Raw genomic sequence first — 19,429 nt, forward strand, 5'->3', positions numbered from 1 at the left:
GGCGCATTATACACGGACGCTATGCTTTACTCTATTCCAGTTGCTGGAGTTCACCGCGCGGGGTTACTCGCCAACGATGCTGACAGAAATAAAGCAGCGGATTGTCCTGATTACTGTCGCTATAGCCACTGTACAGCCGCAGCGGCGTGCCGATTTTGCGCTCCAGTTGTGCGACCTTTTCATGTCCCAGACAACGCATCGTCAATACCCAACCACCATAGCCACGCTGAATTTGGCTGGCGATAAGATTAACCCGCGGCAGCCAGGGCGTATCGAAATAAACCGCTTCAACCAGCGGCTGCGGAGAGCCGGTAATCAACCAGATATCAGCATCGGAACTTAACAGGTAGGTGGTTAATCGCTCCTGAACCAGCGGAAAGGCGGTAACATTGTCACGAAACCAGCGTACGAAATCGGCCTGCAACGCCTGCAAACGCGCTTCATTGTGACCAAAAGTGCATCCCCACAGAAGCAGACTCATCGGCCAGCGTGCCGCACGACCTTTTATCAATAACGCAATGGCTATGATCGGCAACAACGGCAGGACAAGTAACGCATTCAGCGGTTGGCGACGCAGTAAATAACGCAGAAAACTGCCGAACATATCCTGCTGATGCAATGTTCCATCTAAGTCAAAAAACACCACACGACGCTCGTGAGTTGCCAAACCATACTCCTCTGGACTGAAACATCCTGATTAATTTTCGCTACTACATAGCCTAACAGATAGATCATCACTTTTCCGGCAACAATCGACCGCATCATGGCTAACTGGAATTTTTAATTCATGGCAATTAGCGGCAATGGAATATAAAATTCACTCGCGTGTGTCTCATATTGCCTGTTGTCGCCACTATTTCATCGCGAGGAAAGATATGAACGGCTTACTTCGTATCCGTCAGCGTTACCAGGGGCTTGCCCAAAGTGATAAAAAACTGGCGGATTATCTGCTGCTACAACCTGATACGGCGCGCCATTTAAGCTCTCAGCAACTGGCCAACGAAGCCGGAGTCAGTCAGTCCAGCGTCGTGAAGTTCGCGCAAAAACTCGGCTATAAAGGTTTTCCGGCACTTAAGTTGGCGTTGAGTGAAGCGCTGGCAAGCCAGCCGGAATCTCCCTCCGTGCCCATTCATAACCAAATCCGCGGTGATGATCCGTTACGGCTGGTCGGCGAAAAACTGATTAAAGAAAATACTGCCGCTATGTACGCAACGTTAAACGTTAATAGTGAAGAGAAACTGCATGAATGCGTGGCAATGTTGCGCTCTGCGCGGCGGATAATTCTGACCGGTATTGGCGCTTCGGGTCTGGTGGCGCAAAACTTTGCCTGGAAGCTGATGAAGATTGGCTTCAATGCTGCCGCAGTGCGCGATATGCATGCGCTACTCGCTACAGTACAGGCGTCGTCCCCTGACGATCTGTTATTAGCCATTTCCTACACCGGTGTACGACGCGAGTTAAACCTGGCGGCAGATGAGATGCTGCGAGTGGGCGGAAAAGTGCTGGCGATTACCGGCTTTACTCCCAATGCCCTGCAACAGCGTGCTTCTCATTGCCTGTATACCATTGCCGAAGAACAAGCGACAAACAGTGCTTCAATCTCTGCTTGTCACGCGCAGGGAATGTTAACGGATTTGCTGTTCATTGCGCTGATTCAGCAGGATCTGGAACTGGCTCCAGAACGTATTCGTCACAGTGAAGCGCTGGTGAAAAAACTGGTCTGAGTAAAGAATGCGCGTATAATGCCCGCCCGGTTTGTGTTGTTTTGAGAGTTTCCTTATGGCGCTGTTAATCACTAAAAAATGCATCAATTGTGATATGTGTGAACCCGAATGCCCGAATGAGGCGATTTCAATGGGCGATCATATCTACGAGATTAACAGCGATAAGTGTACCGAATGCGTAGGGCACTACGAGACACCAACCTGCCAGAAGGTGTGCCCGATCCCCAATACTATTGTGAAGGATCCGCAACATGTCGAGACGGAAGAACAGTTGTGGGATAAATTTGTGCTTATGCATCACGCGGATAAAATTTAATATTCTACCCTGGATGTAGAGTGTTAATTATTTTATAGAGAAACCTTAACGCTATTATATTTATTTGATTGATGACATTAGCATAATTATTCACTAAGTTAATTTATATAGTATCTGCCCAGACACTTATTTATAGTTATTAAAGGCGCGTCCGACTGGTTCACCGGACGCACCTTAAGTACGTTTCCTTGTGTTATAAGAACAGAAGGATCAGCTGTAAAACAGCAATGATGATTTTGATAATCCGTTTAATCAGGTATCGGCAATCAGTCATTCGTTTTTCCTTAAACAAGGAATGCAGCCGTTCAGATTAGCCCTTACATCACCCCAAAACTGAACGTGCGAGTTATTGGAATCGAGTGCTGCACTCCACACCAGAGCTTTGACGACACCACTCGTTTCAATGGGGGAATTCAGTGGCATGGTGTAAAGCACAGCAAAATTGCCAATAACGAAACCGATTTTAATGTACTTATCAAAAAGCGGTCACGTTAATCTTTTTATCAATGTCGATTTCTTCGTAAAGGCTCGCGTTTTTTATGTCAGAGATTGCAAGTTGCTTGTACAGGATAACGAAATTGATCCATAATCATTTCTGTTGGAATCGTGTGCTGCACAAAATTAAAGTTGTAAAGTGAATACCCCCGTTCCTTACCAGTTCGGGGGTTTTACTTTATAAAGAGAACGGTATTTTTTTAACTTTCAATAATTACCGTGGCACAAGCATAGTGGCGTTCATCTGCCAGCGTTACATGCATATTTACAACGCCGAGCTTTTCCGCCAGTTTTAATGCCTCACCCCATAGCCGTAGCCGTGGTTTGCCGAGCTCATCATTGAATACTTCAAATTGATTAAACGCCAGACCATTGCGGATCCCGGTGCCAAACGCTTTTGCCGCCGCTTCTTTCACAGCAAAACGCTTCGCCAGAAAACGCACCGGCTGGTGGTGCGTTTTCCAGATTGCCCATTCGTTATCGCTTAATACGCGGCGTGCCAGGCGCTCACCGGATCGGGCGATCACCGCTTCTATGCGAGCGATCTCCACAATATCCGTACCTAAACCTAATATTGCCATTAGCCACGCGCTTCCAGCATCAGACGCTTCATTTCTGCCACCGCATCTTTCAGTCCGGTCATCACTGCACGACCAATAATGGCATGACCGATATTCAGTTCATGCATCTCAGGGATGGCGGCAATAGCTTTCACGTTGTGATAGGTCAGACCGTGACCAGCGTTAACTTTCAGACCGAGACTAGCGGCAAAGGTCGCGGCTTTGGCGATACGCGCCAGCTCTTGCGCCTGTTCGGCGTCAGTTTTGGCATCAGCATAGCAACCGGTGTGGATCTCGATAAACGGTGCGCCAACCTCTGCCGCAGCTTTGATCTGCTCTTCATCGGCGTCGATAAACAGAGAAACCTGGATCCCGGCCTCCGCCAGACGTTTACAGGCATCGCGCATTTTGTCACGCTGCCCTGCGACGTCCAGGCCGCCTTCGGTTGTTACTTCCTGACGCTTTTCCGGTACCAGACAGCAAAAATGTGGCTTCGTCTCAACGGCGATCGCCAGCATCTCTTCGGTCACCGCCATCTCCAGATTCATGCGGGTATCCAGCGTCTGACGCAGGATGCGCACATCGCGGTCAGTAATGTGGCGGCGATCTTCACGTAAATGCACGGTAATGCCGTCCGCTCCCGCCTGCTCAGCAATAAACGCCGCCTGCACCGGATCCGGGTAAGCAGTACCGCGTGCGTTACGCAGCGTTGCAATATGGTCAATGTTGACGCCTAACAGTAATTCAGCCATGACAATCCTCATCATTCATAATGTGTTTTCACCGTTCGCTTAGGCATAAACTGCCGGAACAGTTCCCTGCTCTTTAATGGTTTACCGCCAAGATACGGCTTAAGCGCCATGCGGGTAAAGCGTTTCGCGGCGCGCAGTGTGTCTGCGTCAGGAAATTCCCGCGCGTTTAACGCTTTTAACTGCCTTCCGGTGAACGTTTTATTGTCGATAACGACGCTTGCGATAAACCCTTTTTCTTCGCGATAACGATACGTCATGGTGTCATCTACCGGCTCGCCGCTACCAGCACAATGGGTAAAATTGACGCCATAGCCCAGATGCCCGAGCAGTGCCAGTTCAAAGCGACGCAGCGCGGGTTCTGGCGTACCAGTGGCACCTGCAAGTGACTGAATGCAGTGCAAGTAATCGAAAAAGAGTTCAGAGAAGCGCGTCTCGTATTCCAGTACGCGGGAGAGAAGTTCGTTGATGTACAGACCGCTGTAAAGCGTGATACCGCTTAATGGCAGCGCCAGCGAGACAGCTTCAGCACTGCGCAGTGTTTTGACTTCACCACGCCCACCGAAGCGAAGCAAGAGAGGGGTGAAAGGTTGTAATGCACCTTTCAGAGTAGAGCGTTTAGAGCGTGCGCCTTTGGCAACCAGACGCACGCGACCCGATTCCTCCGTGAAGACGTCCAGCATCAGGCTGGTTTCGCTCCACGGGCGACTATGCAGGACAAATGCGCGCTGCCAGCCTTCCATCGGAGTTACTCTTAAAGATCGTCAACATAACCGAGACTGCGCAGTGCGCGTTCGTCGTCGGCCCAACCGGATTTCACTTTTACCCACAGCTCAAGGTGAACAGGCGCTTCAAACATTTCCTGCATGTCTTTACGCGCTTCAATCCCGATGGTTTTGATCTTGGCCCCTTTGTTGCCAATAACCATCTTCTTCTGCCCTTCACGCTCAACGAGAATCAAACCGTTGATGTCATAACCGCCGCGTTCGTTAGAGACGAAACGTTCGATCTCCACGGTCACGGAGTACGGCAGTTCAGCGCCGAGGAAACGCATCAGTTTTTCGCGGATGATTTCAGACGCCATAAAACGCTGTGAGCGATCGGTGATGTAATCTTCCGGGAAGTGATGGGTCGCTTCAGGCAGATGCTTACGCACGATTGCTGCGATAGTGTCGACATTCAGCCCGGTTTCGGCAGAGATCGGCACAATATCCAGGAAGTTCATCTGGCTTGCCAGGAACTGTAAGTGCGGCAGCAGATCGGCTTTTTCCTGCACGTTATCCACTTTGTTCACCGCGAGGATTACCGGCGCTTTGCCATCGCGCAGTTTGTTGAGCACCATTTCATCGTCCGGCGTCCAGCGGGTGCCTTCTACGACAAAAATCACCAGCTCAACGTCGCCGATAGAGCTGCTCGCCGCTTTGTTCATCAGGCGGTTAATGGCGCGTTTTTCTTCCATATGCAGGCCTGGGGTATCAACGTAGATCGCCTGATACGCGCCTTCAGTATGGATCCCCACAATGCGGTGACGAGTTGTTTGCGCCTTGCGGGAGGTGATGGAGATCTTCTGCCCCAGCAGTTTGTTCAACAATGTGGATTTGCCAACGTTCGGACGTCCGACGATAGCAATAAATCCGCAGTAACTTTTATCGATGCTCATTCCAGCTCCAGTTTTTTCAACGCCTGTTCGGCGGCAGCCTGCTCAGCCTTACGACGGCTTGAACCTGTGCCAACCACCGGTTCACTCAGGCCGCTGACCTGGCAGTGGATAGTAAATTCCTGATCGTGCGCTTCGCCACGTACCTGGACTACCAGATAAGTTGGCAGCGGCAGATGGCGACCCTGCAAATATTCCTGCAGACGCGTTTTCGGATCTTTTTGTTTATCGCCTGGGCTAATTTCGTCCAGACGAGTTTGATACCAGTTGAGGATTAATTTCTCGACGGTTTGAATATCACTGTCGAGGAATACGCCACCAATTAATGCCTCGACGGTGTCAGCGAGAATTGACTCACGACGAAATCCACCGCTTTTAAGTTCACCTGGCCCTAAACGTAAGCACTCACCTAACTCAAATTCGCGCGCCAGTTCAGCCAGCGTATTACCACGGACCAGCGTGGCGCGCATCCGGCTCATATCGCCTTCATCCACACGAGGAAAACGGTGATAAAGCGCATTGGCGATAACGTAGCTCAGAATAGAGTCACCTAAAAATTCTAAACGCTCGTTATGTTTACTGCTGGCACTACGATGAGTTAATGCCTGCTGCAACAGTTCCTGATGATTAAAAGTGTAGCCCAGCTTCCGTTGAAGCCGATTAATTACGATGGGGTTCATGCGATACCAATAAATAAATGCGTCAACAATTCAGCACACGAAACAGACCTGATATACATGGCTCGGCTAACTGCTTCACTGCAGTTTCAGTTTACCGGTATATGGGGACCAACGCTGTTTCGTGTGCCGTGGCAACCTGGAGGTGCCAACCTTAAACTTCGGGGGAATATTCTATACACAACGACGGGGGATGTCGTTAGCCACGGGAGATTTATCTCATAAATAATTCACGTTGTCGCCATAACGGCGACAACGTGAACGAAGATGGCTATTAATGGATACCGCCAATGCGACTTAAGCGCACACCAGTCGGCCATTCGCCTTCTTGCTTATCGAAGCTCATCCAGATAGCCGTTGCCCGACCGACCAGATTCGCTTCAGGCACAAAGCCCCAGTAACGGCTGTCCGCGCTGTTGTCGCGGTTGTCGCCCATCATGAAGTATTGTCCCGGCGGAACAATCCAGGTTGCCAGTTGTTGCCCTGGCTGCTGGTAATACATCCCCACCTGGTCCTGCGCAATCGGCACTGTCAGAATGCGGTGCGTCACATCACCCAATGTCTCTTTACGCTCGGAAAGACGAATTCCATTTTCTTTGGTTTCGTTTTTCGGCACTTCAAAGAATCCGCTGGTCGCTTCCCCACCATTACGGCGTGAGAAGGTCTGAACGAAATCGCTCGGTTCCACGTTGGAGTAAGTGACCGGTAGCGCGTTTTCGCACGCCTGGCCGGAACTGCATCCCGGTTGAATCGTCAGCTCTTTTGAGACCGGATCATAAGTGACTTTATCGCCTGGCAAACCCACCGCGCGCTTGATGTAATCAAGCTTTGGATCTTCCGGATATTTAAAGACCACGATATCGCCGCGTTTCGGATGACCGGTTTCGATCAGCGTTTTCTGGTAGATAGGATCTTTAATGCCATAAGCAAACTTCTCTACCAGAATAAAATCACCGATTAACAGAGTCGGCATCATCGAACCTGACGGGATCTGGAACGGTTCATAAATAAACGAACGCACAATCAATACGATAGCCAGCACCGGAAAAACAGAAGCACCGGTTTCCAGCCAGCCAGGCTTCGGCGCAACTTTCTTCAGCGTTGCTTTATCCAGTGAGTCACCGGCAGCCGCCTGCGCCGCTGCCTGACGTTCCCGCCGTTTAGGTGCGAAAAAGAATTTATCCACGCACCATAAAATGCCCGTCACCAGTGTGGCAATCACCAGAATCAGGGCAAACATATTCGCCATGCCAACTCCTAAGGGTTATTTGTTGTCTTTGCCGACGTGCAGAATGGCGAGGAACGCTTCCTGCGGCAGCTCGACGTTACCGATCTGCTTCATGCGTTTCTTACCTTCTTTCTGCTTCTGCAGCAGCTTTTTCTTACGGCTGATATCGCCGCCATAACATTTAGCCAGTACGTTTTTACGCAGCTGTTTCACGGTGGAGCGCGCAATGATGTGCGTACCAATCGCTGCCTGAATGGCGATATCAAACTGCTGGCGTGGGATCAGATCTTTCATCTTCTCCACCAGCTCGCGACCGCGGTTTTGCGAATTATCACGGTGGGTGATCAACGCCAGCGCATCAACACGTTCACCGTTGATTAATACGTCTACACGTACCATGTCGGACGCCTGGAAGCGTTTGAAGTTGTAATCCAGAGACGCATAACCACGCGAGGTAGATTTCAGGCGATCGAAGAAGTCGAGCACCACTTCCGCCATCGGGATCTCGTACGTCAGCGCCACCTGATTACCGTGGTAAACCATATTGGTCTGCACGCCGCGTTTTTCTACGCACAGCGTAATAACGTTGCCGAGATATGCCTGCGGCAGCAGCATGTGACACTCTGCAATCGGCTCGCGCAGTTCGTAAATGTTATTTACCGCTGGCAGCTTGGATGGGCTGTCGACGTAGATAACTTCTCTTGACGTGGTTTCAACTTCATACACTACGGTCGGCGCAGTGGTGATCAGATCCAGATCGTATTCACGTTCCAGACGTTCCTGGATGATCTCCATGTGCAGCAGGCCGAGGAAGCCGCAGCGGAAACCAAAGCCCAGCGCGCTGGAGCTTTCCGGCTCATAGAACAGTGAAGCATCGTTCAGGCTGAGTTTGCCCAGCGCGTCACGGAAGGCTTCATAGTCGTCGGAACTTACCGGGAACAGACCGGCGTATACCTGCGGTTTGACTTTCTTAAAGCCAGGCAGCGCCTTTTCTGCCGGATTACGCGCCAGCGTTAAGGTATCGCCTACTGGAGCGCCGTGGATATCTTTAATCGCACATACCAGCCAGCCTACTTCGCCGCATTTCAGTTCAGTACGGTCAACCTGCTTCGGCGTGAAGATGCCCAGACGGTCGGCGTTATAGGTCTGCCCGGTACTCATGACTTTCACTTTGTCGCCCTTACGCAGGGTGCCGTTTTTAATACGGATAAGTGAAACAACGCCCAGGTAGTTGTCGAACCAGGAGTCGATAATGAGTGCCTGCAACGGGCCTTCCGGATCGCCTTCCGGCGGCGGAATGTCGCGCACCAGACGTTCGAGAACGTCCTGTACGCCAACGCCGGTTTTCGCTGAACAGCGCACCGCGTCGGTGGCGTCGATGCCGACGATATCTTCAATTTCTTCCGCCACGCGTTCAGGATCGGCTGCCGGCAGGTCAATCTTGTTCAGTACCGGCACCACTTCGAGATCCATTTCCATGGCGGTGTAGCAGTTTGCCAGGGTTTGCGCTTCTACGCCCTGCCCGGCGTCGACCACCAGCAATGCACCTTCACAGGCAGCCAGCGAACGAGAAACTTCATAGGAGAAGTCTACGTGGCCCGGGGTGTCGATAAAGTTAAGCTGATAGGTTTCGCCGTCAGACGCTTTGTAGTCCAGCGTCACGCTTTGCGCTTTGATGGTAATGCCACGCTCACGCTCAAGATCCATGGAATCGAGAACCTGCGCCTCCATTTCACGGTCAGACAGGCCACCGCAGATCTGGATAATACGGTCAGACAGCGTCGATTTACCGTGGTCAATGTGAGCTATGATCGAAAAGTTACGTATATTCTTCATAAAGTATGATTATTGTGCCTTAATGCCCGGTTAACCAGGCTTTTAGAAGTCGCTGTTCTGAGCTTAACGTCTGTATTAATAGAAACGCCGCATTCTACACTACAACATTGAGGCGAGGAAATGTTCATACCGTATGGATTGTGGTATCTGGAAACGTCCTCGCATTTGTTATGCAAAATGCAACAAAGCCAGTGAAATCACTGGCTCGCGTCTTCCGAAGATGTTTCAAATCGCACAAGGCCAGGCGGCAAGGCCACGCTTAAGATGATCGGTTGCCATTCAGACCGGGCAGCAAACTTTCGAGAGCAGCCACGTGCAATCAGGAATCCACCAACGCCACCGAGAATCGCACCGCATAATGCTGCAATATCTGAAGCAAAGAGTAGCTGAAATAGTGAAGCGATGAGGAATAGTCCCACCAACGGCGACATATAAACCAGTAATGCGGAGCTAAGCAGGCTGCCTTCGGCGATTCCTAATTCTACTTTTTGCCCCGGCACTAACGGCTCATCACAGGGTACGACAATGGTATGCGTGGTTTGCGGGCCAAGTTTATTCAACACGCGGCTACCGCAACCGGCACGTGAAGCGCAGCTGCTGCATGAGGCTTTAACATCACAACTAACCAGCGCCTGCCCGTTTTCCCAGGAGACGACGGTAGCCCACTCTTTGATCATTGCGCTGCCCCGAACTTAATATTCTCGGCAATGCGTTTCGCCGTTTGCGGCGGCAGTTCACCGACAATGGTGATTTCGGCGTTATCACGTACGCTTGTACTGACGGTTCTGCGCCCGGTGCGCAACATCTGATCGGTGCTCGATGGCGTAGCGCGGTTAACGTTTACCGAGAAGCTGAATAATCCGTCGGAATAGAGACGTGATTCGATAGGCATGTTGTCCATCGTCGGTAGCGGACGTCGACTACTGGAAACTTCGCTAAAACCCTGTGGCAACCAGGTTGGCGTCCAGCTGAATTTAGCTTTTTCACCTACAGGAACAGAAAGCAACGGCGGCAAATTTGCCTTCGCCAGCGTCTGCATACTGCTGCTGATATCCTGATTGACATTAAAAGCAATCACGCGAAATTGTTCCAGCGTTTCACCATCGCGATCAAGGAGATCAACCCGCATCGGTAATTTCGATTCGGTGTCCATCCACACGATGTAGCTGTAGCGTGTACCATCTCGGGCAACCACACGAATGACTTCGCAAAGACGATCAGCAATACGCGTGCGCCCGACGGAGATAAAGTCGTAGTAAGGAGAAAGGCGTTTGAAATCGGTATAGATGAGCGATGGTAGAGAATCAACAATGTAATCGCCATTAAGCGTGAACGGTTCAAGTCCCGGTTCAAAATAGCTGATTTCATTGCCGCGCTGTACCACTTCCCGGCGCGGGCCATCCATTTGCAACAATTGTGCAAGAGGACGGTTATCGAGGCGTGCATGTCGATAACGCAGAGACTCAACACCCTGTTTATTGATGCTGATGAATGACAGCTCGTAATTCAGTGACTGACTGGCCAGGTTCATCTGCTGTAATAACGCCCCGGACGCGGGAGTGGCCGAGGCGTTAGCAGAGAATAACAGGCTACCTGTCACTAATGACATGGCAAACCAAAGTTGCTTCATTACTGCGATTGCGTTCCTAAAGTTTGAATTCCTGGCACCTGTACAGCGGCTTGCTGTGTTTGTGCCTGCTCAAACTGAAGCTGTTCAGAGTGGAGTCGACGTTGCAGTTCATAATCCTGCAACATGGCATTAATGCGACGACGCTGCTCCTGTACCTGCTGCTGTTGACCATTGTTTGCGGTCGCTTCAGAAGGTACTCCCAGACTTACCGGACTGGCTTTCCCCATCATCGGCAGAGTATTAAATACCGGTGTTTCGGGCTGCTGGGACGTTTCAGATTGTCCATTATAGTGCTGGACACCAACGATAACTGCAAGCGATACACATGCCGCTACGCCCATTTGGGTAAGCTGTGCCGCCCATGGACGTATTTTCTGCCAGAATGGCATTTTCTGCCATTGATGCGGCGCAGGCTGGGCTTCCGGGATCAACGTCGCCGGTTGACGTACTGGCTCTTCTTCAATGGCGGCCATCACGCGTGAAGAGATATCGAAATGGAGCACCTCGGGAGTATCACCCCGCATTGAGTCACGGATTAAGTGATAGCTTTCCCAGGTTTTCTGCATTTCTGGGTTATGAGCCAGTTCGTTAAGCAGCTCACTATCCAGCGTTTCGCCATCCATTAAAGCGGAAAGTTGTTCTTTCTGCATGCCTAATACCCTTATCCAGTATCCCGCTATCGTCAACGCCTGATAAGCGGTTGAACTTTGTTATCAATAGCTTCCCTCGCTCGGAAGATACGTGAACGCACCGTACCTACCGGACAATCCATGATAGCGGCTATCTCTTCATAGCTCAGGCCATCCAGCTCCCGCAAGGTTATTGCCATGCGTAAATCTTCCGGGAGGGACTCAATAGTTCGGAAAACTATCTGTCTCAGTTCTTCTGACAACATTAAGTTCTCAGGGTTCGAAATTTCTTTCAACGCGCCGCCACTTTCGAAGTTTTCAGCTTCAATGGCATCCACATCACTGGAAGGTGGACGACGCCCCTGAGCAACCAGGTAATTTTTCGCTGTATTTACAGCAATCCGATACAGCCATGTATAAAAAGCGCTATCTCCCCGGAACGAATCCAGCGCACGATAGGCTTTAATAAAAGCTTCTTGTACCACATCGGGAACATCACCCGACGGCACATAGCGGGAAACCAGACTCGCCACTTTATGCTGATAGCGCACTACCAGTAAGTTAAAGGCTTTCTGATCTCCCTTCTGGACCCGTTCAACCAGGACCTGGTCCGTTAACTGCTCGCTCATCCGAGGTAAAGTCTCCCCAAACCAAATTTCCACGCGCTATCGAAACGCCACTCCATTAGCTGCAATTTGAGCAAGCAAAGGGTTAGAGTGTCTCGTTTTTGTAAAGTTCCGTAACGCATCTGTTTTTGTTTGTCATGCTGTAGACGGATCATTATCTATCATTATAAGTCTACAGAATCTGAACATCGCATTATCTGTGTAGAAATGCCCATTTAACTGCCTGAAGAGTAACCCAACGGCCTTTTTATTTCACCACCTAATCCTCCACCAGCCAGTAACTTCTCTTTTTCTCGCCGCCCTGCGTCAGCGTGTTTAGCAACTGTAACAAATATTAAAATAGCAGGTGTTTATTCGCACAACATGATGCTATGCTGACCAAACAATGTTTAGTAAATTAAACAAAGAAAATGAATACTCTCCCTGAACATTCATGTGACGTGTTGATTATTGGTAGCGGCGCAGCCGGACTTTCACTGGCGCTACGCCTGGCTGACCAGCATCAGGTCATCGTTCTAAGTAAAGGCCCGGTAACGGAAGGTTCAACATTTTATGCCCAGGGCGGTATTGCCGCCGTGTTTGATGAAACTGACAGCATTGACTCGCATGTGGAAGACACATTGATTGCCGGGGCTGGTATTTGCGATCGTCATGCAGTTGAATTTGTCGCCAGCAATGCACGATCCTGTGTGCAATGGCTAATCGACCAGGGGGTGTTGTTTGATACCCACATTCAACCGAATGGCGCAGAAAGCTACCATCTGACCCGTGAAGGTGGACATAGTCACCGTCGAATTCTTCATGCCGCCGACGCCACCGGTAGAGAAGTAGAAACCACGCTGGTGAGCAAGGCGCTGAACCATCCGAATATTCGCGTGCTGGAGCGCAGCAACGCGGTTGATCTGATTGTTTCTGACAAAATTGGCCTGCCGGGCACGCGACGGGTTGTTGGCGCGTGGGTATGGAACCGAAATAAAGAAACGGTGGAAACCTGCCACGCAAAAGCAGTGGTACTGGCAACCGGCGGTGCGTCGAAGGTTTATCAGTACACCACCAATCCGGATATTTCTTCTGGCGATGGCATTGCTATGGCGTGGCGCGCAGGCTGCCGGGTTGCCAATCTCGAATTTAATCAGTTCCACCCTACCGCGCTGTATCACCCACAGGCACGCAATTTCCTGTTAACGGAAGCACTGCGCGGCGAAGGCGCTTATCTCAAGCGCCCGGATGGTACGCGTTTTATGCCCGATTTTGATGATCGCGGCGAACTGGCCCCGCGCGATATTGTCGCCCGCGCTATTGACCATGAAATGAAACGCCTCGGCGCGGATTGTATGTTCCTCGACATCAGCCATAAGCCCGCCGATTTTATTCGCCAGCATTTCCCGATGATTTATGAAAAATTGCTCGGGCTGGGGATTGATCTCACACAAGAACCAGTACCGATTGTGCCTGCTGCACACTATACCTGCGGTGGTGTGATGGTGGATGATCATGGGCGTACGGACGTCGAGGGTTTGTATGCCATTGGCGAAGTGAGTTATACCGGCTTACACGGCGCTAACCGCATGGCCTCTAACTCCTTGCTGGAGTGTCTGGTCTATGGCTGGTCGGCGGCAGAAGATATCACCAGATGTATGCCTTATGCCCACGGCGTCAGTACGTTACCGCCGTGGGATGAAAGCCGCGTTGAGAACCCTGATGAACGGGTGGTGATTCAACATAACTGGCACGAGCTACGTCTGTTTATGTGGGATTACGTCGGCATTGTGCGCACAACGAAGCGCCTGGAACGCGCCCTGCGGCGGATAACCATGCTCCAGCAAGAAATAGACGAATATTACGCCCATTTCCGCGTCTCAAATAATTTGCTGGAGCTGCGTAATCTGGTACAGGTTGCCGAGTTGATTGTTCGCTGTGCAATGATGCGTAAAGAGAGTCGGGGGTTGCATTTCACGCTGGATTATCCGGAACTGCTCACCCATTCCGGTCCGTCGATCCTTTCCCCCGGCAATCATTACATAAACAGATAAAAAGCCTGGGTCAGCGCCGTATACGCTTCGGAATAGTTCTGGTCTGGCCCACGAATGACTAAGCGATCGCTAAAGCATTCTCCCGCCTGCGGGGAGAATGCCAGCAGCACCCGATGCGGCAGTCGCGCTTCGTTTTCCGCCACATCCGTCCGCAAACGTAAATGCCAGCCCATACTTAATGCCAGTTCAGTAAAACCATTACCAATCTGCTCTGGCAGCACCACGCAGAAAAATCCCTCTTCGGTAATGCACTCCGCCGCACAGGTCAGCAACGATGGGTGATCAAGCGTAGTGGTATAGCGAGCCTGTTCCCGTTGAGGTGTCGCGCACTCTACTCCCTGCTGATAGTAAGGTGGGTTACTGATGATTAAATCGAAGCGTACTGTCTGCTGTGTGATCCACTGCTGAATATCCGCCGTATGGACGTTAATCCGCTCTGCCCACGGGGACTGGTTGATATTTTCCTGCGCCTGCGCGGCAGCTTCACTTTCCAGTTCAACTGCATCAATCATTACGCTGTCATCGGTTCGCTGCGCCAGCATTAATGCCAGCAACCCGCTACCCGCGCCGATATCAAGGCAACGTTTTACCCCAGCCACCGGTGCCCATGCGCCCAGCAAAATGCCATCCGTTCCCACTTTCATCGCACAACGATCGTGAGCAACAAAAAACTGTTTAAAAGTAAATCCATTACGACGAAGCACGGATGTAGACTGTGACATGAAAATAAAACCTTGCAGGAAAAACGGCGATAGCACCGGGTGAGAACAATACCCGAGAAGCGATATCCATACAAACAGATGAAGATTGCAGCCGTAACGTCTATAATCAGCGCCCCACACAGAGGTAGAACATGACTGTAACGACTTTTTCCGAACTTGAACTCGACGAAAGCCTGCTGGAAGCCCTCCAGGATAAAGGTTTCACTCGCCCGACCGCCATTCAGGCTGCCGCCATTCCGCCTGCGCTCGATGGCCGTGATGTACTCGGTTCTGCGCCGACAGGCACCGGTAAAACGGCGGCGTATCTGCTGCCAGCGTTGCAGCACCTGCTCGATTTCCCACGTAAGAAATCCGGTCCGCCGCGTATTTTGATCCTCACCCCAACTCGCGAGCTGGCGATGCAGGTGGCCGATCATGTCCGCGAACTGGCGAAACATACGCATCTGGATATTGCCACCATCACCGGCGGCGTAGCCTATATGAACCACGCGGAAGTGTTCAGCGAAAATCAGGACATCGTGGTCGCCACGACCGGACGTCTGCTGCAATACATAAAAGAAGAGAACTTCGATTGCCGCGCGGTTGAAACGCTGATCCTCGACGAAGCAGACCGTATGCTGGATATGGGCTTCGCCCAGGATATCGAACATATTGCTGGCGAAACGCGCTGGCGTAAACAGACCCTGCTCTTTTCGGCAACTCTGGAAGGCGATGCGATTCAGGACTTTGCCGAGCGTCTGCTGGAAGATCCGGTGGAGGTTTCTGCCAATCCGTCCACCCGTGAGCGCAAAAAAATTCATCAGTGGTATTACCGCGCCGATGATCTTGAGCATAAAACCGCGTTGCTGGTGCATCTGTTAAAACAGCCGGAAGCGACCCGCTCAATTGTGTTTGTGCGTAAGCGTGAGCGTGTGCATGAGCTGGCAAACTGGCTGCGCGAAGCAGGCATCAACAACTGCTATCTCGAAGGTGAGATGGTACAAGGCAAGCGTAACGAAGCGATTAAACGCTTGACCGAAGGCCGCGTAAACGTACTGGTTGCTACCGATGTTGCCGCGCGCGGTATCGACATTCCTGACGTCAGCCACGTCTTTAACTTCGATATGCCGCGCAGTGGCGATACTTATTTGCACCGTATCGGACGTACCGCGCGCGCCGGTCGTAAAGGCACCGCGATTTCGCTGGTGGAAGCCCATGACCATCTGCTGCTGGGCAAAGTTGGCCGTTATATTGAAGAGCCAATTAAAGCTCGCGTAATTGATGAGTTACGTCCGAAAACGCGTGCGCCAAGCGAGAAGCAGACCGGCAAGCCATCGAAGAAAGTGTTGGCTAAACGTGCCGAGAAGAAAAAAGCTAAAGAGAAAGAGAAGCCGCGGGTGAAAAAACGCCATCGCGACACTAAAAATATTGGTAAGCGCCGTAAACCAAGCGGAACGGGCGTGCCACCGCAAACGACAGAAGAGTAATCTCAATGCCGGGTTTAAGCCCGGCATTGTTTTTATCCCGGCAAAAAACACTCTTCAACACACTGAATAAAAGTGTGCATCGCCGGGCTAACCGCTTTTCCGGCATGGTGAGCGCACATGGCCGTAATGGTTTGCGACTGTTCGCCAAAAGGCAATTCAATTAATTCTCCGCACTCCAACTCTTTTACCACCGCAAAACGCGGCAGGTAACTGACTCCGATATTTGCCGCGACACAACGCTTGATGCTTTCGATACTTATAAGCTCAATGGTGTTTTCCACCGTGATCCGCCGCTGGCGCAGCGTGCTCTCAAATATCTGCCGGAAGACACATTGTGGTTCGTTGATAATAAAGCTACAGGCGTTATGTCTTCCCGGCTCAGTAAAATCGACATCTGCAATTTGCGGTGAAGCCACCAGCACCAGCGGTTGTTCACCCAACTCTCGTCGGTTCAAAGCATCATCATTCCCTACGCGATAAAAAACCCCGACATCGGCCTCATCATTCAGTAGCGCATCACGGATCACGTAACAGTTCAGCGACTGCAACGATAAACGCACTTTTGGAGCGCGTTGCCGAAAACGCTGCAACACCTGCGGCATTCGATAAGAGAGCAACGTTTCGCCTGAAATAACGCGTAGTTCCCCGTCCGGATCCGACTCTTTTTTGGCAGCCTCACGAAGGGTATCCATCACTCTGGTGAGTTCATAAATGTGCGGCAGCAGCTTTTTTCCTTCGCGGGTAAGGCACATTCGTCGACCAATTTTCTCAAATAACTGGACTGAGAACTCCTGCTCAAGCTGCTGAATATGAAAAGTCACCGTCGATTGTGTGCAGCACAATTTTTGCGAAGCTCGCAAAAAGGAACCCTCTTCCACCACGGTTTTAAGTGTAATAAAACGGCGCAGATCCATAACCCCAAACCTATCGAAAATATCGAATTTAGAATGTAAAAACATTCATTTTTTTAAATGTTCCGTGTCGGGTACTGTCTACCAAAACAGAGGAGATAACAAGTGACACCGACCCTTTTAAGTGCTTTTTGGACTTACACCCTGATTACCGCCATGACGCCAGGACCGAACAATATTCTCGCCCTTAGCTCAGCCACAACGCACGGATTTCGTCAGAGTACTCGCGTGCTGGCAGGGATGAGTCTGGGATTTTTAATCGTCATGTTGCTATGCGCGGGAATTTCGTTTTCACTGGCTGTTATCGACCCGGCAGCAGTGCATCTGTTGAGTTGGGCGGGGGCGGCATATATTGTCTGGCTGGCGTGGAAAATCGCTACCAGTCCAACAAAGGAAGATGGGCTTCAGACAAAACCAATCAGTTTTTGGGCCAGCTTTGCTTTGCAGTTTGTGAACGTCAAAATCATTTTGTATGGCATTACAGCACTGTCGACGTTTGTCCTGCCGCAAACGCAGGCGCTAAGCTGGATAATTGGCGTCAGCGTTTTGCTGGCGGTGATTGGGACGTTTGGCAATGTGTGCTGGGCGCTGGCGGGGCACCTGTTTCAGCGATTGTTTCGCCAGTATGGTCGCCAGTTAAATATCGTGCTCGCGCTGCTGCTGGTCTATTGCGCGGTACGCATTTTCTATTAATGAAAAAAGCGGAAGAGGTCGCCCTCTTCCGCTTAGTAACTTGCTACTTAAGCCTTACAGGCTTTCAGTAAAGGTACGAGCGATAACGTCGCGCTGCTGTTCCGGAGTCAGAGAGTTAAAGCGAACTGCATAACCGGATACACGGATGGTCAGCTGCGGATATTTTTCCGGATGCTTAACTGCATCTTCCAGAGTTTCACGACGCAGAACGTTTACGTTCAGGTGTTGACCACCTTCAACGCGAACTTCTGGTTTCACTTCTACTGGAACTTCACGGTACTCAATGTCACCCAGTTTGCTTACTGCAACCACTTCGTCTTCTGCAAAACCTGCTTTCGCAACGATGCAACGCGCTTCGCCTTTTTCGCTGTCCAGCAGCCAGAAAGAGTTCAGCAGATCGTCGTTAGCGGCTTTAGTAATCTGGATACCTGTAATCATGTGATGCCTCCCCGGCAAAATTATTTGATTTGTTCAGCCTGTCGCGGCCAATTGGTAAAACCATTGTTGCTTGAGTGTATATATACTCCTCAAACACCCTTGAATCTTTGATTTAAATCAATAAAAACCACACATCAAGTATGGTTGCAAATGGATTTTATTGTTTTACATCAACTTATGCAGGTGTGAAATTTTACCAATTTACATTTTTTTGCACTCGTTTAAGTCTAAAAAATGAGCATGATTTTGTTCTGTAGAAAGAAGCAGTTAAGCTAGGCGGATTGAAGATTCGCGGGAGAGCGAGATGGCAAACGAATTAACCTGGCATGATGTGCTGGCTGAAGAGAAGCAGCAACCCTATTTTCTTAATACCCTACAGACCGTCGCCAGCGAGCGGCAGTCCGGCGTCACTATCTATCCGCCACAAAAAGATGTCTTTAACGCGTTCCGCTTTACAGAGTTGGGTGACGTTAAAGTGGTGATTCTCGGCCAGGATCCTTATCACGGACCGGGACAGGCGCATGGTCTGGCATTTTCCGTTCGCCCCGGCATTGCGACACCGCCGTCACTGCTGAATATGTATAAAGAGCTGGAAAATACTATTCCCGGTTTCACCCGCCCTAATCATGGTTATCTTGAAAGCTGGGCGCGTCAGGGCGTTCTGCTACTCAATACTGTGTTGACGGTTCGCGCAGGTCAGGCACATTCCCACGCCAGCCTCGGCTGGGAGACCTTCACCGATAAAGTAATCAGCCTGATTAACCAGCACCGCGAAGGCGTGGTGTTTTTGTTGTGGGGCTCACATGCGCAAAAGAAAGGGGCGATTATTGATAAGCAACGCCATCACATACTGAAAGCGCCGCATCCATCACCGCTTTCTGCGCATCGTGGGTTCTTTGGCTGCAACCATTTTGTGCTGGCAAATCAGTGGCTGGAACAACGTGGCGAGAAACCGATTGACTGGATGCCAGTATTACCGGCAGAAAGTGAGTAAATTTGCAGGAAAACGCCGGATGGCAGCGTTGCCACCCGGCTGATT

23 protein-coding genes are annotated in these 19,429 nt (G+C 50.7%); 6 read left to right on the forward strand and 17 right to left on the reverse strand.

Annotation, left to right across the window (positions count from 1 at the left end; genetic code table 11):
• Window positions 1–31 precede the first annotated feature (31 nt).
• Window positions 32–667, reverse strand: coding sequence for a phosphatidylglycerophosphatase C (gene yfhb / locus ACJHWT_RS05315; RefSeq protein WP_000190644.1), 636 nt, complete (start codon window positions 665–667; stop codon window positions 32–34).
• Between the two features lie 208 nt (window positions 668–875).
• Here yfhb and ACJHWT_RS05320 point away from each other — a divergent pair, with 208 nt between their 5' ends.
• Window positions 876–1,724 carry a MurR/RpiR family transcriptional regulator gene (locus ACJHWT_RS05320; RefSeq protein ID WP_001296301.1) on the forward strand — a complete coding sequence of 283 codons (849 nt, stop codon included), beginning with the start codon at window positions 876–878 and terminating at the stop codon, window positions 1,722–1,724.
• Between the two features lie 55 nt (window positions 1,725–1,779).
• Window positions 1,780–2,040 (forward strand): 4Fe-4S dicluster ferredoxin YfhL, encoded by a 261-nt coding sequence (yfhL, locus tag ACJHWT_RS05325; protein WP_001196285.1) that lies wholly within the window; start codon window positions 1,780–1,782, stop codon window positions 2,038–2,040.
• 193 nt (window positions 2,041–2,233) lie between these two features.
• On the opposite strand, the gene shoB is transcribed toward yfhL, so the two are convergent.
• The 13 genes from shoB to rseD form a co-directional block, all read right to left on the reverse strand.
• Window positions 2,234–2,314 carry a type I toxin-antitoxin system toxin ShoB gene (shoB, locus tag ACJHWT_RS05330; RefSeq protein ID WP_000128775.1) on the reverse strand — a complete coding sequence of 27 codons (81 nt, stop codon included), beginning with the start codon at window positions 2,312–2,314 and terminating at the stop codon, window positions 2,234–2,236.
• Between the two features lie 421 nt (window positions 2,315–2,735).
• Entirely contained in the window at window positions 2,736–3,116 is a 381-nt protein-coding gene (gene acpS / locus ACJHWT_RS05335) for a holo-ACP synthase (protein WP_000986029.1), read from the reverse strand.
• A complete protein-coding gene (gene pdxJ / locus ACJHWT_RS05340; protein WP_001309669.1) occupies window positions 3,116–3,847 on the reverse strand; it encodes a pyridoxine 5'-phosphate synthase in 732 nt (243 codons plus the stop codon). Before pdxJ ends, acpS begins: the two co-directional genes overlap by 1 nt.
• A gap of 11 nt (window positions 3,848–3,858) precedes the next feature.
• Window positions 3,859–4,587: a DNA repair protein RecO gene (gene recO, locus ACJHWT_RS05345; RefSeq protein WP_000399393.1), complete on the reverse strand. Its 729-nt coding sequence runs from the start codon at window positions 4,585–4,587 to the stop codon at window positions 3,859–3,861.
• 11 nt (window positions 4,588–4,598) lie between these two features.
• Window positions 4,599–5,504 (reverse strand): GTPase Era, encoded by a 906-nt coding sequence (era, locus tag ACJHWT_RS05350; RefSeq protein ID WP_000020737.1) that lies wholly within the window; start codon window positions 5,502–5,504, stop codon window positions 4,599–4,601.
• Window positions 5,501–6,181 carry a ribonuclease III gene (rnc, locus tag ACJHWT_RS05355; RefSeq protein ID WP_001068343.1) on the reverse strand — a complete coding sequence of 227 codons (681 nt, stop codon included), beginning with the start codon at window positions 6,179–6,181 and terminating at the stop codon, window positions 5,501–5,503. The genes era and rnc overlap by 4 nt, the downstream gene beginning before the upstream one ends.
• Window positions 6,182–6,452: 271 nt before the next feature.
• Window positions 6,453–7,427, reverse strand: coding sequence for a signal peptidase I (gene lepB, locus ACJHWT_RS05360; RefSeq protein ID WP_000002542.1), 975 nt, complete (start codon window positions 7,425–7,427; stop codon window positions 6,453–6,455).
• 15 nt (window positions 7,428–7,442) lie between these two features.
• Entirely contained in the window at window positions 7,443–9,242 is a 1,800-nt protein-coding gene (gene lepA, locus ACJHWT_RS05365; RefSeq protein WP_000790168.1) for a translation elongation factor 4, read from the reverse strand.
• 197 nt (window positions 9,243–9,439) lie between these two features.
• A complete protein-coding gene (gene rseC, locus ACJHWT_RS05370) occupies window positions 9,440–9,919 on the reverse strand; it encodes a SoxR-reducing system protein RseC (RefSeq protein WP_000589054.1) in 480 nt (159 codons plus the stop codon).
• Window positions 9,916–10,872 carry a sigma-E factor regulatory protein RseB gene (gene rseB, locus ACJHWT_RS05375; RefSeq protein WP_000812053.1) on the reverse strand — a complete coding sequence of 319 codons (957 nt, stop codon included), beginning with the start codon at window positions 10,870–10,872 and terminating at the stop codon, window positions 9,916–9,918. Before rseB ends, rseC begins: the two co-directional genes overlap by 4 nt.
• Window positions 10,872–11,522, reverse strand: a complete 651-nt coding sequence (gene rseA, locus ACJHWT_RS05380) for an anti-sigma-E factor RseA (protein ID WP_001168454.1) — start codon at window positions 11,520–11,522, stop codon at window positions 10,872–10,874. Before rseA ends, rseB begins: the two co-directional genes overlap by 1 nt.
• 32 nt (window positions 11,523–11,554) lie before the next feature.
• A complete protein-coding gene (gene rpoE / locus ACJHWT_RS05385; protein ID WP_001295364.1) occupies window positions 11,555–12,130 on the reverse strand; it encodes an RNA polymerase sigma factor RpoE in 576 nt (191 codons plus the stop codon).
• Window positions 12,127–12,282, reverse strand: coding sequence for a rpoE leader peptide RseD (gene rseD, locus ACJHWT_RS05390; RefSeq protein WP_001303621.1), 156 nt, complete (start codon window positions 12,280–12,282; stop codon window positions 12,127–12,129). Before rseD ends, rpoE begins: the two co-directional genes overlap by 4 nt.
• Window positions 12,283–12,537: 255 nt before the next feature.
• On the opposite strand from rseD, the gene nadB reads away from it, so the two are divergent.
• The gene (nadB, locus tag ACJHWT_RS05395) at window positions 12,538–14,160 is read left to right on the forward strand and encodes an L-aspartate oxidase (protein ID WP_001561889.1); all 1,623 of its coding nucleotides are present in this window, start codon (window positions 12,538–12,540) and stop codon (window positions 14,158–14,160) included.
• On the opposite strand, the gene trmN is transcribed toward nadB, so the two are convergent.
• Window positions 14,145–14,882, reverse strand: coding sequence for a tRNA(1)(Val) (adenine(37)-N(6))-methyltransferase TrmN (gene trmN / locus ACJHWT_RS05400; RefSeq protein ID WP_001317990.1), 738 nt, complete (start codon window positions 14,880–14,882; stop codon window positions 14,145–14,147). The genes nadB and trmN overlap by 16 nt on opposite strands.
• Before the next feature lie 131 nt (window positions 14,883–15,013).
• On the opposite strand from trmN, the gene srmB reads away from it, so the two are divergent.
• A complete protein-coding gene (gene srmB, locus ACJHWT_RS05405) occupies window positions 15,014–16,348 on the forward strand; it encodes an ATP-dependent RNA helicase SrmB (RefSeq protein WP_410232316.1) in 1,335 nt (444 codons plus the stop codon).
• 32 nt (window positions 16,349–16,380) lie between these two features.
• On the opposite strand, the gene ACJHWT_RS05410 is transcribed toward srmB, so the two are convergent.
• Window positions 16,381–17,262 carry a LysR family transcriptional regulator gene (locus ACJHWT_RS05410; RefSeq protein ID WP_001296304.1) on the reverse strand — a complete coding sequence of 294 codons (882 nt, stop codon included), beginning with the start codon at window positions 17,260–17,262 and terminating at the stop codon, window positions 16,381–16,383.
• A 102-nt stretch (window positions 17,263–17,364) separates the two neighbouring features.
• Here ACJHWT_RS05410 and eamB point away from each other — a divergent pair, with 102 nt between their 5' ends.
• Window positions 17,365–17,952, forward strand: a complete 588-nt coding sequence (eamB, locus tag ACJHWT_RS05415; RefSeq protein ID WP_000189225.1) for a cysteine/O-acetylserine transporter — start codon at window positions 17,365–17,367, stop codon at window positions 17,950–17,952.
• 54 nt (window positions 17,953–18,006) lie between these two features.
• Here eamB and grcA read toward each other — a convergent pair whose 3' ends face one another.
• Entirely contained in the window at window positions 18,007–18,390 is a 384-nt protein-coding gene (gene grcA / locus ACJHWT_RS05420; RefSeq protein WP_000627804.1) for an autonomous glycyl radical cofactor GrcA, read from the reverse strand.
• Between the two features lie 304 nt (window positions 18,391–18,694).
• Here grcA and ung point away from each other — a divergent pair, with 304 nt between their 5' ends.
• Entirely contained in the window at window positions 18,695–19,384 is a 690-nt protein-coding gene (gene ung / locus ACJHWT_RS05425) for a uracil-DNA glycosylase (protein WP_001262718.1), read from the forward strand.
• The last annotated feature ends 45 nt before the right edge of the window (window positions 19,385–19,429 follow it).

The sequence above is a fragment of the Escherichia sp. WS338 genome (assembly GCF_046486405.1).
Classification (GTDB): Bacteria; Pseudomonadota; Gammaproteobacteria; order Enterobacterales; family Enterobacteriaceae; genus Escherichia; species Escherichia coli.